Raw genomic sequence first — 18,060 nt, forward strand, 5'->3', positions numbered from 1 at the left:
GCGGGATGACCAAGCCTCAATGGTTATTTTCTGAATTGGTCATCCACTTTCTATTCAGTCCGGTTTTAACACTCCTGAAAACCAGGTAAAAGCTGTATTTAACTCATTTAGTATCAACTCTTAAAAGCTCTCAATCCCAGGAATTAAAAAGACGATTAAAGGGAGATATCGGAGGATTATGAATAAGTTTAGGAGGAGACTGAACAATTAAAAACTGCATGGCTTCTCGCAGTTCTCCAACGGTGATAGACACTTGCTGATATTGAAATATAATTTCCTCCGGTTTTCGGTTTTTCCATCCTTCTTGAGCGCAAGTTGAAATAATTTGTCCCAATTGTCTTCGCTTATTTCTCAAGTCGTTTGCTTTTTCCCAAAATTCTTCAAAATTTGAACGAACAAGTGGAGGAATAAACCAAAAGAAATGCTCTTTTTTTCGGGGAAGGCTCAAAAGATCATTGCCGTTCATCCAGTTGTACTGAATTGTTTCTCTACCAATCGGAAATTCTGTTTCAGCAGTAATGTCTCGACAAATATTTTCCATACCTAATTTTTTTACCCGCTGTTTAACTAACTCTCGCCAAGCATTTAGCTGCACACGATAAACGTAGTTGACTGTAGTATCGTCAAGCAATCCGGCTTTCTGAGCAAATAACGCATCACGATTCATTCCATCAAACAAAACAACTCTTATGTCAGCACTGAGTTCATTAACAGCTACAATATGAACTTGTCCTCTGAGTAGTGTTAAAAATTCACTTTGAGGTGGAACTCTGATTTTCCAGCCCTCTTTAAATTTGACCTCATAATATTCTTCTAAGTTTTGATAATTATAACTGTCCAGTTCGGAATCATAACTCGTTTGACTTAAACTACAAAATCTTTCTTCAAGTTTGAAAAAATTAATTTGTTTATAGAGTTGAACTGTTCCTTGAGGGATAACTTTAACGTTAGAAGACTGAGGGCTAAAACCGTAGCATCCTACCGTCTTTTCTTCTGTTAATGCCATCCAGGTTTTTTTATTCCATTTTCTAGTATCTACTTCCAAATTTATCCACCAACGTTCTGCTTGTCCGGCGAAAACTGACCACAGCAAAACATCTATTTCAGAGAAAAATGTTTTTTGTAATATATCCCGATTAGATGCTTTCGGCTGTCCGAGTACAATCAACTTGTCTCCGCCCAAGTTTTCGCCTCTAATTTGACTGAGCGGTAAAACTTTAAAAGAGGAAAAATAATTTTTTCTTGATTTCAAGAAATATTCGAGAGCATTTGCTTGTGCCGCATGAGTTACACCTATCGTTGTATTTTGGTTGGCAGATTCAACAATTGAAATAAAGGGATTATGCTTAATTTTTCGCAGTCGGAGTGCTAGTGAAGATAGAACGCTATATAAACGTTGTGCTTCATCGATTTTAGATTGTTGAGTTGCGAGTTGCAATCGTTTCATGTCACCTTCTATAAATTTTTCCCAAAGCAAGTAAAAGGGCAAAACCGGAGCCGAAAGATGTCGCCAGATTTCCCACCCCGTTCCCCAAACCCGACGGAGTTCAGACTGTTTAGCGAGACTAACTAACAATTCTGATGATTCGCGAAAAAGGTCAGCAATTTTTTCTTCGTCTTCCGTTTCAAAATTAAAAGTTTTAATTATTACTTGAGCTTCTCTGAGAGACTGGTGTTTTCTTTCGATTTTAGAAAAACTTTCCTCTATTGGATGCTGATTTTGACTAGAAGGATTAAAAAGACGAGGTTCCTTTGGATAGGAACGTAAAGCAAAAAAATCCACAGGCCACAGTAAAATTCCCGAAGAGTTATTATTCTCTTGATAATCGAGATGTTTCATTGCCCAAGGAGGAACAATACCGATCAAAGGAATTTTCTTTTTCTGACAGAGTTGGGTTAGTTTAAAAGTTTCGTTTCCATATTGATAAGGAGAACGATGTGTACATCCAGATGGATCATCAATAACTACAAAGGAGCAATATTGAGACTGCTTCAATAATTCAGTTGCTTCCGAAAGCGATCGCACCATAACAGCCCTTAGAGTCTTGCTTTTGGATAACTCATCAAACTGATATGCGGGTAAACAAGTGAGTCGATCTCTTATATTGCAGTCAGTATACTCATTATTAAAATTAAATTCTTTAGTGGTAGTCAGTTTTAAGATTTGACCATTATTTTTAGGGCGAACCCAAATGATAAAACCTCGTTTGGCAAACAAGGATTGATTAATTTCAGGATACCTTGCTTCTGGTGGTAGGTGTGTATAGTAGAGGATTGATAAAATACCTAGAGCAACAGGTGATACTGGAAAACTAAATAAAAGCTGATTCCTTTTATGTAGTGCCAAACTTATTAAATACATCAAGTCTTTTTCCAATCTATGAATGTTAATAGACTTGTTCTTAGACTTTAAACATTCAAGCACATACACTAAATATTCTTTATTCTCGGATGTGTAAATTTTATCTCGAAAAATATATGTCCAATTTTCAATAAATTTATCCTTCTCGTTTTCACAAACATTTTCCGATAGGTTTGCCGAAGATAAATCATTATTAAACACGGTTTGAAATGAAGAGTCTTTGGCAACTAGAGTCTGATCATCAAGACCAAACATTATACGGTAGTATTCTTCGGGAGTTGGAAGCGATTTTGACATTTTACTGCTCCAATTCGTCGCTCATTGGTTAACTCTATATCTTTCTAATTTGAAATTAAAAATCGGGATACTGGCAGTACCAATAAACATAAGTTTATTTCAAGATCTACTCTCCATATTAAGCTGAAAAACCTTAGATATCAATGAGGCAATTACGGAAATTTGATAATTTTATGAGAATCAAAAAAAGGATTGTTATCCGTAAAATTACTGAACCGATAGCCCAATCCATGATAGGTTATGAATTACACAAAAATATTGAATAAATAATCATTAAATTAATCAAAAATAATTGGAATAATTAACATAAATAATCGGCGATCGCCCACGACTCCAAACCCCTCAATCTAAAGTTCTCCATTTCCGCTTCACAGCTTCCAGATTTGATCACTTCCAGGTCATCAGTATGCCAAAACAGCCCTATTTGTTGGCTGATAACTTAACCCATGAATTTCGACCAGACCGCAGGTTATTCAAAAATGTACAGTTAAGCCTTGCCAAATGCGATCGCGTGGCACCAGTCTGTGCCAATGGCGTGGGAAAATCGACACTGCCGCAAATTCTGGCCGGACAAATCTCGAATCAAGAGTTAATCTACACCTATCAAAATGTGAGGGAATTCATGTCAAATTCTACCCGAACTTAATCCCATATTCTACTTTTGAGGGTGCGATCGCCGTTTGGCTCATCCAGCTTCTTGTGAGAATTTTATTAATGCAGACAAGTTGAATAAAGTTTTGAAATAAAGACTGAACCCGAAGAAAACTCAACGATCACGAAACCGCCATAACAATAGATATATTCATCAAGTTCTCCGAGATATACATACAGCATCACTGGGTTTGAAGAATAGATTGAAAAAATGAGTGATTTTTTATTCAAGAATTGACGGGGAAGAATAGCCCATCTGGGTTTGATGCCGAATATACGTATTTATACGGAGAAAAATGCACCTGCATGATTCAAAAAAGATCTCAAAGATCAGTAATTTCCACATTGCTATCTGTAGCTTTTCAAGTTTAATCTTGAGAGTAGAGATGCACTCAACCCCGTCAGAGGTCAACAACTCAACCCCAAAACGAATTCTCGCGGTTTTTCAAGGTCAACCCCAATTCAGGTAAACATTAAATTGTTTTCGGTCAGTAATCCAATTCTCGGTAAACACGACTAGGTTTAAAACTCATGGTACTAGCCGCTCAACTCAACAACGGAGCCACCTTCAGAGCAAATCAAATCATCCAAATTCTTCAGAAACGTCGCCCACTTGCACAACGAATTGAACGTGTAGAAAGTAATCTAAAAACTTTATCAGTTGCGCTCAATCAACTTGAAAAGCAACGGGATCAATTACTAACTCGGGTTGATGACTCCAGTACCGTAGGTAGGCTCAGAGAAATTGATTGTACATCAATTCAAAGAAGCATCACCGATGAGTTATCTGTGCTGAATAATCTCAAAGCAAGATTTTCCCGCAATACCCTCAACATCGGAGTTGTCGGTCGAGCCAGACAGGGTAAAAGCCGCTTGCTGCAAAGCTTGACAGGGCTTTCGGCTGAGGAAATTCCTGACGGTGACGACCAACACTGCACAGGCGTTCGCAGCAACATTCATCATAATCCCGATGTAGAAACTTATGGTGAAGTTTTCTTCCATACCGAACGGACTTTTTTGGATGAAGTCATTACTCCCTATTATGAGCAGCTTCGTCTGGGTTCAAGACCCAACTCTATTCAAGAATTTGCAGATTCTCCATTACCAGAACTCCCTCAAGAGCTTAAAAACCAAGCTTTAGCATTTGCTAAATATGAGCATCTTCTCAAATATCATCTTTATCTTCCTAAATACTTTAGTTGTCTATCGGAACCTTCTCCGCGTCGGATTTCGCAACATGAAATTCGAGAATATGTTGCTCAAGATACAATAGACAGGCGGCGAATTTATTTTAAATATCTGGCCGTTCGAGAAGTTAAAATTGTTTGTCCGTTTCCCAACCCAGATATCGGACAAATTGCGTTAGTAGATATGCCCGGTTTGGGAGATACGGGCATTGGTGACACCGAACGCATGATTAAAACTTTAGGACAGGATATTGATGCGGTTTTGTTCGTGCGAATGCCCAAATCTACGGGGGATTTTTGGGCGAAAGAAGATGTAGAACTTTATGATATGGCGAATACGGCTTTAACTGATTTGCCGATTCGTGAATGGTCTTTCATGGTGCTAAATCATGTTAAGAGTTCAGGAATTACTGATAATTACAAGAATTGTCAAAGTTTGGCGGAAGCCATTCAGGATAAACACATCAATGTTCAGGATGTGATTATTGCTGATTGTGCGGATGCTCAAGAATCAAAAACTGCAATTTTAGACCGATTTTTAAGTTATTTAACCCAAAGAATCGAAGTTTTAGATCGTCAATATGCTTCGGCTTGTCAAGAGCGAATCGCTCAAATTCAAAGAAGTCTCAATATCGAACTCAACAAAGCTCAACAGGCTTGGAAAGTCAGTTCAAGTAATGACTGGTTTCCCGAGTTCTTAAAACTGTTTGGAAGTTTGTGGAAAAATTTAACTCAAGAACTAGAAAAACTGCTCTCATCAATGATTTCTGAGCGGGATACTGATGATGCCAATTTTAAAACTGCGGTTGATGCGGCGATTAAAAATTGTCGTTCTAAGCCGGGGATTCCAAGTTTGGCAGAGATTGAGCAAAAAAATTATGCTGCGGGTGCTTACCAAAGTGCTTATGCAGAATGTTTACATGAAGTTCGGACTCATTTATCAAAGCAATTCTTGGATTTAGATGATGCTTTGAAGCACTCTCTCGAAACGGCTAAATCTCGTGTGGTTCAGATTTTAATTAGCAAAGGTAAGTTAGGAAAATTAGCTGAGGATTGTCAAGGAAGCGAGTTTTTGAAAGTGATCGCTGTAAAGATTCCAGACAATTTAGAGGGACTGCGGTTAGGATTTGAAACTCTAGCCACTTTTGATTTACAGTATCGCGGATTAATTCAACATCGAATTCGCAAGTATTTAGATGTGTTAACGCCCAATCGAACTAAATATAAATTGGATGATTTTTGGACGCAAGCAATTCCTATCGGGGTAATGAGTTCTACTGAGAAAATCCGAGATAATTTGCAGAAAGCACAAGCGGAGGCGGTGAATAACTGTGAAAAAGAGCTAAAAACTCTTTTGAAAGAGCCAAGCCAAGCGGGTTTTGCAATTGTTGAGGAGTTTGTAGATCGGGTGTTACGGGCTGAAGGTGTTAAAGATGAATGGCAAATTTTCTTACAAGAAGTTGCTTCTGATATCTGGCCTGATGAATTTGGTTCGGTGTTAGAATTAACTCAATTCAGACGAGATTGGATGCAGGTTGTTGAACAAGTAGAACGCAGCAATCAAACGGAAGCTTTGAGTTTATTGCGGTAATTTTAACAGTTGATACTCCCGAAAATCTACACACCTAATTGAAGACTTTAACTCGATTGGCGATACAAAATAGTATCGCTATTTTTTTCTTTTTGAGGCGGAAGCTTGGCGTGGTTGAGCCGGATCGATTTATTTTTATCCCCCTAATTTCTCTTGAATTTATAGAAAAAATTAGAGGTAACGTTGCAGCATCTCTATGCAAGAGATAAAATTATAAAAATTTTCTTTTAAAAGCGGTATTGAACACCTTGATTTTTAGATCAAAGCCCTTTTGTTGACTTTTTAATCTTTCCGTATTATAATGAATACTCTTAACAAAAAATGCCAGTATTTTTGAGGAAGAGTTGGGCATGGTTAATAGAGGAACAACAAGCCAAACTATCGCAGCCTCCTCACTTCATCTGTTTTCTCAACTTCAGGAACTAAGAAGTGCTTGGGAAGAATGCCAACCTAAACGAGCCATGGGAGGGAAGTGGGCTTTAAGCGGATTTGATTACCAATTCCATTTAACACTGCTGAAAATTGTTCGTCGATGGAAAAAAGCATCTCAAGCAGAGCGTCAAGATGTAAATACAGCCCATGAAATTCTTGCCGAAGCTCTTTCAGATATTACTGAATCGGGAACAGTTGTGACTTTAACACAAGTCAAACGAACTCTTTCAGGCGACACAATTAGTCAAGCAATGGAAGAATTTTGGGAAATTTTTAACCTGGCATTTGAGCATACACCTACCTTAGTAGAACACCTAAATTTTATCATCTCAGGTAAGTCTTCAAATCACAATAACCCTGAAAAAGTTATCAGTGAATGGAACCCCAAATCAAAAAAAGATCAAGTACACAATCTTAATTTATTCAAAAACCGTGTCAGTTATGAGCTTGTTTCTGATCCCAGAACCGAGTTAATGACAGAATTAGAGAATCTTTCACGAGATGAAGATACAGAAACAACTATTGGACTATGGTTGGGCTATCTTCTTCAACTAGGTTCAGGCTTATCTTCTGAGCGTATAAGCACTCTTATATGGCGGGAACTCATAAATGATAAAAGCTTGAAAGCGTTTCGAGCAACACTAGCAAGATTATTCAGCCAATCACGCTATCAACTTCGTTGCGTTCGACATACACTCGGTGGTAGTTTATCTCTACCCAGAACCGATCAACTTGAAAAGCTACAAAAATCTGTACTCAACAAACAGATAACCCTCCTTATCGGTTCGTCGGGAGCGGGAAAATCGGCACTTTGCAAGCAAGCGATGCAAACCAGGTTTCAAGACTATACAAGTTTGTTTTTCCATCCGTCCGATATTCTTTCGTTTACAGAAACCCCAGACTCTACATCTAGGCGAGATACAAGACGTATTGATGAACTCTTGAACGCTCAAATTCTTGAGAAACCGCTCATTATCATAGATGACTTGAGTGATGTTGATAAGCAAAGTTTTGATTGTGTCTTTAATTTGTTGCAAAATGGGTTAACAAGTCATACATCTGATGTGCGGTTTGTCCTGGTTGCCCATTTAGATGCCGAACGCCGAATTCGTGAAGAAATTGATGCTCGACTTGATGCCGAAATTTCGGTTAATGTTGTTAGACTTCCCCAATTACCTATAAACGATCTTCAGTCATGTAATGAGCTACCAGGCACAATTGCGGAGTTGATCGAGCGTGCTGATGAGTTTGGACCCGCTTTAAACCTGAAGCTTCTTGACAGGCTAATTAGTAGCGTTCAACGGGATAATATCGATATTTCATCCTTCAAAAATGACTTAGATCTACTCGCTTGGTTTTGGCATCATCATGTAGAGAATTGGAGGAAAGGCAGTGAAGAAAGCCGCGTCCTAATTAAAACAGCGATTTTATTAGCCAATAAATTTACTCCCGATTTATCTCTCTATGATTCTGAGATTGATCCCAAAGTCCTAAATACTCTGGTACGGCGAGATTGTCTTCGAGTTGTAGAAGAAAGAGTAGCTGTCACACACCGTTTTGTAGGAGATTGTGCAAGGTTTCGCTATCTTCTAGGGAAACGTCGTGAAGTAGAAGTTAGTGAATTTGCAGACAAGTTGAAAAATCCTCTTTGGTCGCAGCCAGTACGCTGGTTTGCTTTGGATCTTGCGATGGAATCAGAAAAAACTGAAACATGGCAGGAATTGCTTCAAGAAGCAAAAGAAAGCAATCACCTACAACTGATTGACTTACTTCTCGACGGTGCGATCTTAAGTCGAAAAGGCAACTGTATTTTTCAACACTGTTGCGGCGAACACCTCCCCTTTTTCATTGACCGTCTCCTCTGTCGTTTGTTAGCGATCGCAACTAAGCCAACTGATGATTACTTTGGAGTTTTCCAATCAATGTCCGCAAGCGAAAGGCTTATGTCACAGGAACGTATAACCGGAATTCCAAAAGCACATTTGTGGGAACCCGTGTGGCAATGGCTCTTATCTCAAAATCCACAAACTGTAATTGAGGAATCTTGTTTAGTTTTCAAAGCGGCTGAGGCTTGGCTAAATTGGAGTGAACACGCTCAAAAGTTTTCACTTCGATGTGAGGTTGCAGAGTTTGTCCTCAACTTGCTACAAATAATATTATTACCCGAGCCTGATCCCCCTGCTCCTGAACCCGAAGCACAAATTGATAGTTGGGAAGAACTAAGCCAGATAATCGAATTAGGACATGAAAGAACGTTATCTTTTCCCGCCTATAAAAAACAATACTATTTAGGTGATTTTTCATCCAATGCTTTCGCCTGTATAGTTTTTGCACTCCGGATTATTCCAGAACGTTCAGCCTGGTTTTTGAGAGTTCTAGCGGGGCGAGAAATTATTCCAGCAAATAGATTAGAACCGACTGAAACTGTTCTTTTTTCCAGTGGATCTCATGTAGGTGTACTTGAGCCACCACATCCAAAAGGGCCATCAGGAAAAGTAAATAAGTGCTTTCGCAAATTTATGCTCAAGCAAGAAGGTCTATATCTTAATTTTGTAGTTCGCGTTAATCCAAAAATCGGTGCTGAATTACTTCTTGCACTGACCATTTCCCAACCAACTTATCGTTATGAATTCAATAATGAATCCGATCCAATTGATTCCCTTAGAACAGAAGGAAAGTACGATATTGATGTCTGTACATTCAAGTTTATTCCGCTCCTCTCTCTCCTCGAAATTAATGAAGTTCTTGCCATTGATGTTATTGTAACCCTTTGTAATGTTGCCACAGATTATTGGCATGAACATCGCTGGAAAAAAAATAGACTGGAAGGAAATCCCAAAACTGATACTGATGGGGTAATTTTACTGATTGGCGACCAGAGAAAACACTTCAAAGGCGGTCGTCATGCTTTATATTGGCATCGCAAGTATCCTTCGTCATCACATACTGTCGCTTGTTTTTTAATGACCCTAGAGGGATGGCTCTACAGTCGTCCGACTAAAGCAGAACTCGAACGTTCTATATCAATTATCTTTGAGCGTGCTGATACTGTTGCAATGCTTGGGGTACTCATTTCGCTGGCTAAATGCGATCCCAATCTTTTAAAAGATTCCTTACTACCTCTACTTTCGTCACTACAACTTCTTGTATGGTTGGAGTTTGAAGAGATAGATAAAGGACAAGATTTTGCATTACAATTAAGCCGAATGTCGGGGAAGGAATCTCAAGATTTAGTTGAATTTCATCAGCTATATCACCGAAAAATTCCCCTTTTAGACATCATACTCCGAATGTGGTTAAAGGGAGACATTCCTTCTAATGCAAAATCTGAAATTTTAGAAGACTGGGATAATAATCAGCTTAATTTGATTCCAGAGGTTAGTCAGGATCGTGCATTAAAAATCCGAGCTTACTTCGATCTGAAAAATTGGTTGTTAGAAGAGAATGAGTATGGAGAACAGAATTTTCGCTTCATTGGTACTCAGGCTCAAAATCCTGAAGTTGATACTCAGTCTGAATCTGCACTTTGGAATCTTCCGTATTTCAACATTATAATGATGTGCCGACAAATTCTAGATGGTGAATTGCAAAAGACACGGGAATTACATATGGACTTTGTTACTCTGCTAACAAGTGAAGAACAGCTTACGTCTCTACGAGAACATTTTCAAGAGAAAAATTTTATAGATGTAATCTGGGCAACAATTGCTGTTATTCTAGAACCTCCAATCGATGATTTAAACGAAGAATTGGATAGCTATATTACTGACTATGCTAGTGACTTTTCCCAATTAAAAATCAGTTTAGATGACGGCAATCGTTGTCAGGATTACCATATAGATGCCCAAGCTTTTTTGGCTCATGCTGCTCCTAAGCTTCTGCGAAGATGCTCATCTGAAACATTACTTCGAGCATCTGCTTTCCGTTGCCTTATTGGGGTTCGTAATTGTGATACATCTGCTTTTATGCGATCGTGGATAAGAGAATATGGGCTAGAGCATAAGCTCACCCAAGAACTGATTAATATTGCCCCCAGAATCGCTCGTCTCATTTCTCTGACTTCTGTAGTATCCTATACTAAGGTCATCCAAAGTTCTGCTAACCCAGATGGATCTTATCTAGTTCCGCGTCCCGAATTTATTGATGAAGAAATAAGCCAACGAAAAGATCCTGAAATTGAAGAAGCCTGGTCTAGTTTGCAAAATGAGTTTGAGGAGAAAACTTTTTCTGCAATTTCTTTAACTGATGCTTTTAAATGGACTCCAGAAATACTTGTCCAATCTCTGCAACAAAAACCTGACTGGTTACACAATGACTTGAACTGGGATTTCTTAGCAGCAGCATTGATTCCAGTCCTACAAGTAAAACCAAAGAACGAGAGAGAACGGGATTTCATTGATTTATTACTCAAACAAGTGCTTTCTGCTTTGCTTCACGAAAGGGCAACTTTTTATATAGACAATAAAATTGCTCAAGAAGACAATGGAGATAATTCCGTAGACACAGAATTATCCCCGTCTCAATCTCAATTAATAGATGCAATAGTGATTGGGTCAAGTTCTTCTGACTTAACCGCTCGAATTGATGTAATTCTCCAAGTTCTAAATGCTGTAAATCTAACGGATTGCATTCTTTTAGATTATTTTGTCGATGTTTTGAATAACTGCATTGATCGGAACAGTTATTCAGAGAGAATTGACCAATCATTTAGAAAATATACAGCCTTTGCAATTGGAGAATATCTTTTTGACCTTAAAAATCAAGAAAAGTCAAATCTGCGGTTTTTGGGTAGAGCCAGGGATGTATGGGAAAAATTGATCGATCTACTATGGAAGTGGTCACAAAATAATCTTGAGAAAGCCACTCAAGCAGAACAATGGCTTCTGGAGTTTTTAAAACAATTTAAAGAAGTATTATTGACCGAGCGAGAGTTGAGAATAAAATTGTATCGTGTTAGCCAATCAATGAATTACAGACAGTTCCGCCGCTTGCTATTCAAAATACTCATTGAAAAGCCGGAACTTTTACCTAATATTAGGAAGGAAGAAAGTGAACTTTTAGTTAAACTTATTGCTGAACTGTGGAATTTAGATCGTGCTTGGATAATAGAGAGACAACCTCGACTTAACGGTTTGAAAACTTTGTTGAGCCATTTACAGGAGATTGATGCAGTAGGAGCAAGAACACTAGCCAATCAGATAGCTAGTTCTTTAGCAAATTCATTCGATTTCAACCAGTAGTCTAGTCAATCGTTATGCACCGAAGTTCAACAAGTTTGTCTTGCAGTTTCGTATAACGTCGCTGACCTTCGTTGCGAACGGCAATGGATATGGCTTTCTTGCTTCCAACCACAATTGCCAATTTCTTCGCCCTGGTCAATCCGGTATAGAGTAGGTTTCGATTCAGCATTGCTATAGTGCTGCATAAACAGAGGAAGAATTACCACCGGATATTCGCTACCCTGACTTTTGTGGATGGAAATACTCCAAGCCAAAGCAATTTCATTTAAGTCGGCGTAGTCGTAGGTGACAAGGCGTTCGCCAATACCAACCACCATTTCTTGTTCGGTGGTATCAATACTTTGAATAATCCCCAAGTCCCCGTTAAAGACTTCCCGTTTATAATCATTGGTTAATTGGATAACGCGTTCGCGGAGCGTGCCGTCAGGCGTATCGCCTTCACGAAAAATACTCGCGCCCCGAACCACCTCATTTTTATGGGGTGAGGGAGGGTTGATCAGTTCTTGCAAGACTCTATTGAGGTTGCGGGTTCCCAACAATCCTCTCGTCATCGGACAAAGCACTTGCAAGTCCGAAGTCGGGATCAAGCCCAGACCGGGGATAAACTGTTCGACCAGTTCGCTTAAGGGCAGAAAACCTTAAATAACACGGGAGGAAGTTAGCCAGTTCGTTTTAACGACTGGTTGAATAACGACACGCTACTGTTTTAACCTGCCATTATTTTCCCCTCTGATTTTCAATACTGTTTATTGGTATTATATCTACAGGAGGTGATGAGATTGTACGGATGTCAACAACACTTAATTAATAGCAACCAAGAAGTAGCAGCGATACTTGAGTATATCTGCTCAGAATCCAACAAGCTAATAAATTGCGGAATTTATTTATGTCGCCAGATGTTTTTCAAGGCGAATCACTTCTTATCGAAGTATGACCTTGATAAAAGGTTAAAAAATAACCCGCATTTTAAAGCTTTAAGGTCAGCTTGCGCTCAACAAACTTTGCATGGCGTGGTTGAATCGTTCAACTCTTACAAGAAACTAATTAGAATGTACAAGCGAGGGGAATTAACCAATAAGCCTAAGCTTCCAAAATACAGAAAGAAAGGGGGTCTAGCAGTTGTAAGCTATCCAAAACGATGGGTAAAGTTAACCGATGGTCATTTACAATTTTCATTGGGTAAGCAAGTAAAAGCCTGGTTTGGGATTGATAGCTTTACGTTGCCTATGCCCACTAATTTGAGCTTTAATGCTATCAAAGAGTTTCGGTTTATTCCGCGCAACAATAGTTTTTACCTAGAGTTTGTCTACGAACAGTCAGAAGTCAAACAAGTTGAACAATCTGAACACATACTTGGGATCGATCCGGGATTGAATAACTGGCTAACTTGCGTTAGTACGACAGGTAAATCGTTCATCATTGATGGCAAAAAGGTGAAATCCCAAAATCAATGGTATAACAAGCAGGTTGCTCAGTTAAAGACTGGGAAGGAGCAAGGTTACTGGGATGAACATCTTGCATCTATTACCGAAAAGCGCAATCGTCAGATGCGTGACAATGTTAATAAAGCCGCAAGGTTTATCATTAACTGGTGTCTCAAGAATAAGGTTTCAACCATTGTATTTGGATGGAATCAGCGCCATAAAGACAGTATCAATATGGGCAAGAAGAATAACCAGTCTTTTGTACAGATTCCCACTGCAAAACTAAAATCCACGGCTCAACTTTGTGAACAACACGGGATAGAGTTTATCGAGACTGAAGAATCTTATACCTCAAAAGCCAGTTTCTTAGATAGTGATATTCTACCTACATTTGGTGAGAAACCCATAGGGTGGACTTCATCAGGAAAGCGAGTTCAAAGAGGTTTGTTTAGAGGTTCTAGAGGTCAATTAATTAATGCGGACTGTAATGGTGCTGCCAATATAATCCGAAAATCAAAAGTATCAACACAGCACTTAGCTAAGGTTGTTAGGGGAGTGTTGAGTCTCCCACATCGATATTTTCTAGGTAGTCTTTCTAGATCGTATCGTAAGCAGTATTGCGAAGCAGATTTTAATCTGAGTAGCAATTCCGCTTAGAATCCAGGTTTTTTAAAGCCTGGAGAACTCAAAATGTCCATCGGCGGTCGCTTGAGTTAAAGTATGGAGAATTCCAGCTTTGTAGCGAAATTTTGACCAAGGGGAAATACCGACATTTCTAGCAATTGTATCGGCAGAGATAAAACCGATGCCATAAATATCCTCGGCTAATTTGTAGGGGTTATTCGTAACGGTTTCAATTGCTTCGTGACCGTAACATTTATAAATTTTGGTTGCGTAAACGGTGGAAACCCCATGACCTTGGAGAAATACCATTACTTCTTTAATCGCCTTTTGCTGTTCCCAAGCCTGACTAATCTGCTTAATTCGCTTTTTGCCGATGCCTTTAATTTCGGTTAGACGTTCGAGGTGGTTTTCAATCACATCTAAGGTTTATAATCCAAAGTGATTGACGATTCGTTTAGCTGTAACCGGGCCAACCCCTCTAATTAAACCGCTTCCCAAATATTTCTCCATTCCGGTGAGGGTGGCGGGTTTAGCTTCCGGCAAAAGAAGCCCCACGTCTTAAAGCGAAGCGTGAGCGTGGGATTAATTTTGCACCACACCTTGTTCCTCACAGCCAGGAGTGTTCTGCTGGTCAATATATTTTTTAAGAGTAGAAATAGTAACACCACCACAACTCGCTATGAAATAAGAACTGTTCCACAGTACGGGTTTTTTATAGTAGGTTTTGGCTAAGTGTTCACCAAATTCTACTCTTATTTTTCGGCTCGAAACGCTTTTTAAGGAGTTAATAAGCTTACTCAAATGGATGTCTGGGTGATATTGAAACAACAGATGAACATGGTCTTTTTCCCCATCAAAGCTGACAAGCTTACATTCTTGCTGTTCAAGCAGACTCTCAAAAACATCATGTAAACGTTCAATTATCTTGCCAGTAAAGACTTTGCGCCGATATTTCGTTGTCAAGACAAGATGAGCCTTAAGGTCAGAGACAGACCGACCTTTTGAGAAAAAATCATTCTTCATGAGCTACCTGCTATTGCCTGCTATAATCAGTGTAGCTTAAAACCTGACACTGATGAAGTACACCTACCAATATCGACTATATCCAGAAACCGAACAAACCAATACGCTAAATGATTGGTTAAGAGTCTGTCGATACTGGTACAACCGGATGTTGGGTGAGCGTTTTAACTGGTGGGAACAAAACAAATGTGCTGTTAATGCCTGTCCGTTGATTTGTCATTTACCCGAACTTAAAGACCAACCTAATTTCTACAATCAAAAGAAACAACTTCCTGTTATCAAAGAAGACTTGGTTAAGGTTGGTTGGTCAGGAAAATTACTGGATTTTACGGGGGTTTATTCAACTGTTTTGCAAGATGTTTGTGCAAGAGTTAAAAATGCTTTTAACAGATTTCTAGTAGGCAACAAAAACGGCAAAAGAAGTGGGAAACCTCGATTCAAAAATGCTGCTAGATATCGGACATTAAGTTTCCCTAATGCTGACAATTCTTGGTTGAAGTTCTGTACTGTTAACGGCAAATGGTTGTTTGTTAACGTTCCAAAAATTGGCTTAATTAGATTGAGAACACATAGACCATTGCCGAACGGTACAAATTTAAAGCAGTTATCAATTACCAAGAAGGCTGATGGTTGGTATTGCAACCTAAGTCTAGAAGATAAGTCTGTGCCCGAATTTATCCCAGATAGTATTACTTCTACCTGGGATAATTCAATAGGGCTGGATGCCGTTCTAGATAGAGACTTTTATTTGGCGACATCCGAAGGTGAGAAACTTCCATCACTCAAGCCACTTCGTCGAAATCAAGACAGATTAACCAAAACTTCTCAACGGAAGAACAAGCGGAAAAAAGGAAGTAAAGCCAGACGTAAACTAGCAAAAAGAGAAGCCCGTATTCATCAACAAATAGCTCGAAGTCGTAAAGACTTTCAGTATAAAACTGCTCATAAACTTGTGAATACAGGCAAAAAAGTCTTTTTCCACGAGGAACTGAATCTCAGAGGCTTGACTCGCCGTAACGCTCCTCTATCAGATGGGGATGGCGGGTTTTTACCGAATGGTCAATCATCGAAGTCGGGACTTAATAAGTCTTGGCTAGATGCTGCTTTTGGTCAGTTCTTTAAATTACTGGGACAGGTAGCCGCAAAAGCTAACGCCAGTGTTATTGAAGTCAAACCAAATTACACATCTCAAATCCTTTCTTATCGAGATGATTTTGTGTTTACTGACCGGAATATGCGATTTGATTTTGATGAGGGATTAAAGCTTTATATTGATAGAGACGTAAATGCTTCAATCAATATAAAGCGAGTTGGGCTGGATGTGTTCCCGACTATAAAACGCCGTAAAGGGAATCCTGTGGTAGTTTCATCTACCACTAATAGTACCTCGAAGGAAGTTTTGAACGCTCTATTTGAGCATCAGAAGCCCACACTGAAAGCATAGCGTCAGTGTGTGGTACATCACCATAAACTCTCAATAATTTTGGGAATTTTATCGGCTGACTGCGAGTTTTATTTCTCCGTTCAAGCCCTTCTTCTTTTGAGGAGGGGAGAGGAATAATTTAAGAGATTGCCGGGGTGAATTACCGCCCCTAATTTTCTCAAAACTTCAACAGTTTTCGCGCCTCTTGCGCTACAGTAGATTAAAACGTCAACTCCCACGATTTTTTTATGCAGATTCTTTGGTTCCGTCGTGATCTACGATTAATAGATAATGATATTGTCGCACAAGCTGCCGCAACCGATGAAGAAATTCTCCCCTGCTTTATTATTGACCCTTGGTTTTACCAACAACCGGATATCGGTGGGATGCGGGTTCAATTTTTATTTGAGTCTTTAGCCTGTTTGGATGGCTCTTTAAGAGACTTAGGAAGTCGGCTTTATTTATTTGAAGGAAATTCTGTTGAGGTGATTCAAACTCTGACGGGTGAACTCTTAGAATTGGGCTATCATCCCCGACTTGTATTTAATCGTGATATTCAAGTTGATTATGGCAGAAAACGCGATCATCAAGTGATTGAATTTTATCAACGGTTGGGTTTAAACTGTTATTTAGGTTTGAATAACTTTCTGCAAATTGAGGGGGAAAATCGCGAACAATGGATGAATGAATATTATGCTGATTTACGACAACCTCAACATCCGATACCAACCAAACTAAAAACTCCCGAAATTCCCCTGAATTTGACTCAACTCACCTTCGATGAACTTCAACAAAAATACAACTTCAATTCACAAAACAGCGCCTTATTTACCGGGGGAGAAGTCGAGGCTCAAAAGACCCTAAATTCTTGGTTGAAATCCAGATACAACGGTTATCATTGGAAGCTATCCCGTCCTCAAATCGCAACGCTTGGGGGAACTTCTCATTTATCGGCTCATTTGGCGTTTGGTACAATATCAACCCGACAAGTTTACCAACAAACAAAAGCCAGGGCTAATGAATTGAAAGAGAATGCAAAAGCTCAATTTGCACTTAAATCTTTTCGCAATTGTTTACGCTGGCGAGATAGTGCGATTCAACGATTATACTATTTCCCAGAACTTGCTTATCAAAATTGTTACCCGGAGTTTGACAAATGGTATTCCGACGGGGAATTAGAAGGCGAAAAATTGGAATATTTTCAAGCGTGGCAACAAGGAAAAACGGGTTTTCCGCTAGTAGATGCGAGTATGAAACAACTCCAATCGATGGGATGGATGAACTTTAGAATGAGGGCGATGTGCGCCAATTTTCTGACGGTGATTTGTGGGGTATCCTGGCATCACGGGGCGCGACATTATATGAATTATTTGGTCGATGGAGATATTGCAATTAATCATTGGCAGTGGCAAGCCCAAGCCGGAGTAACTAATCCCCTATCTTCGACTTTTCGGATTTATAACCCGACTAAAAATTTAACCGAAAAAGACCCCAAATTTGAGTTTGTGCGAGATTGGATACCGGAGTTGAGAGACTGCACCGATGAGCAAATTTTATCAGGGGAAATTGGGGAATTGAGCGGTTATCCTGAACCGATGTTAGATTGGTATGAGATGCGAAAGATTAATGGTAAAGTGGTGTCAGAGTTACGCAAACAAGTTAAAAAACGTCTGGAACAAGAACAAGGGATAGAGTACGAACGGGCAATGGGATTGAGCGAAGCAATTGGCAAATATTGGAGCGCTCAAGAACAACGATATCAACAGTATAAACAGATTGCTGAGTAACTCAAAATGGCGAACAAAA

The 18,060-nt window shown here is 39.3% G+C and carries 10 protein-coding genes; 6 read left to right on the plus strand and 4 right to left on the minus strand.

Annotated features, from left to right (window positions below; genetic code table 11):
* Positions 1–130: 130 nt before the first annotated feature.
* Positions 131–2,659, minus strand: coding sequence for a hypothetical protein (locus L8106_RS20455; protein WP_156803770.1), 2,529 nt, complete (start codon positions 2,657–2,659; stop codon positions 131–133).
* A 406-nt stretch (positions 2,660–3,065) separates the two neighbouring features.
* On the opposite strand from L8106_RS20455, the gene L8106_RS30870 reads away from it, so the two are divergent.
* The 3 genes from L8106_RS30870 to L8106_RS20465 all read left to right on the plus strand — a co-directional run bounded on the left by L8106_RS30870 (position 3,066) and on the right by L8106_RS20465 (position 11,760).
* The gene (locus tag L8106_RS30870) at positions 3,066–3,305 is read left to right on the plus strand and encodes a hypothetical protein (RefSeq protein WP_071941429.1); all 240 of its coding nucleotides are present in this window, start codon (positions 3,066–3,068) and stop codon (positions 3,303–3,305) included.
* Positions 3,306–3,841: 536 nt separating this feature from the next.
* A complete protein-coding gene (locus tag L8106_RS20460; RefSeq protein WP_009786347.1) occupies positions 3,842–6,088 on the plus strand; it encodes a hypothetical protein in 2,247 nt (748 codons plus the stop codon).
* A 350-nt stretch (positions 6,089–6,438) separates the two neighbouring features.
* On the plus strand, positions 6,439–11,760 hold the full coding sequence (locus L8106_RS20465) for an ATP-binding protein (protein WP_009786348.1): 5,322 nt from the start codon (positions 6,439–6,441) through the stop codon (positions 11,758–11,760).
* 26 nt (positions 11,761–11,786) lie between these two features.
* On the opposite strand, the gene L8106_RS33840 is transcribed toward L8106_RS20465, so the two are convergent.
* The gene (locus tag L8106_RS33840; protein ID WP_009786350.1) at positions 11,787–12,311 is read right to left on the minus strand and encodes an ATP-binding domain-containing protein; all 525 of its coding nucleotides are present in this window, start codon (positions 12,309–12,311) and stop codon (positions 11,787–11,789) included.
* 228 nt (positions 12,312–12,539) lie between these two features.
* Between L8106_RS33840 and L8106_RS20475 the strand changes: the two genes are divergently transcribed.
* Positions 12,540–13,841, plus strand: coding sequence for an RNA-guided endonuclease TnpB family protein (locus tag L8106_RS20475; RefSeq protein WP_039896830.1), 1,302 nt, complete (start codon positions 12,540–12,542; stop codon positions 13,839–13,841).
* 12 nt (positions 13,842–13,853) lie between these two features.
* On the opposite strand, the gene L8106_RS20480 is transcribed toward L8106_RS20475, so the two are convergent.
* Both L8106_RS20480 and tnpA read right to left on the minus strand, forming a co-directional pair.
* Positions 13,854–14,225: a helix-hairpin-helix domain-containing protein gene (locus L8106_RS20480; RefSeq protein WP_009786352.1), complete on the minus strand. Its 372-nt coding sequence runs from the start codon at positions 14,223–14,225 to the stop codon at positions 13,854–13,856.
* A 165-nt stretch (positions 14,226–14,390) separates the two neighbouring features.
* Positions 14,391–14,831 carry an IS200/IS605 family transposase gene (gene tnpA / locus L8106_RS20485; protein WP_009786353.1) on the minus strand — a complete coding sequence of 147 codons (441 nt, stop codon included), beginning with the start codon at positions 14,829–14,831 and terminating at the stop codon, positions 14,391–14,393.
* A 52-nt stretch (positions 14,832–14,883) separates the two neighbouring features.
* On the opposite strand from tnpA, the gene L8106_RS20490 reads away from it, so the two are divergent.
* The gene (locus L8106_RS20490; RefSeq protein WP_039896816.1) at positions 14,884–16,275 is read left to right on the plus strand and encodes an RNA-guided endonuclease TnpB family protein; all 1,392 of its coding nucleotides are present in this window, start codon (positions 14,884–14,886) and stop codon (positions 16,273–16,275) included.
* 227 nt (positions 16,276–16,502) lie between these two features.
* Positions 16,503–18,041 carry an FAD-binding domain-containing protein gene (locus tag L8106_RS20495; protein ID WP_009786355.1) on the plus strand — a complete coding sequence of 513 codons (1,539 nt, stop codon included), beginning with the start codon at positions 16,503–16,505 and terminating at the stop codon, positions 18,039–18,041.
* The last annotated feature ends 19 nt before the right edge of the window (positions 18,042–18,060 follow it).

Origin of the sequence: Lyngbya sp. PCC 8106, from assembly GCF_000169095.1 — a bacterium.
Classification (GTDB): domain Bacteria; phylum Cyanobacteriota; class Cyanobacteriia; order Cyanobacteriales; family Microcoleaceae; genus Capilliphycus.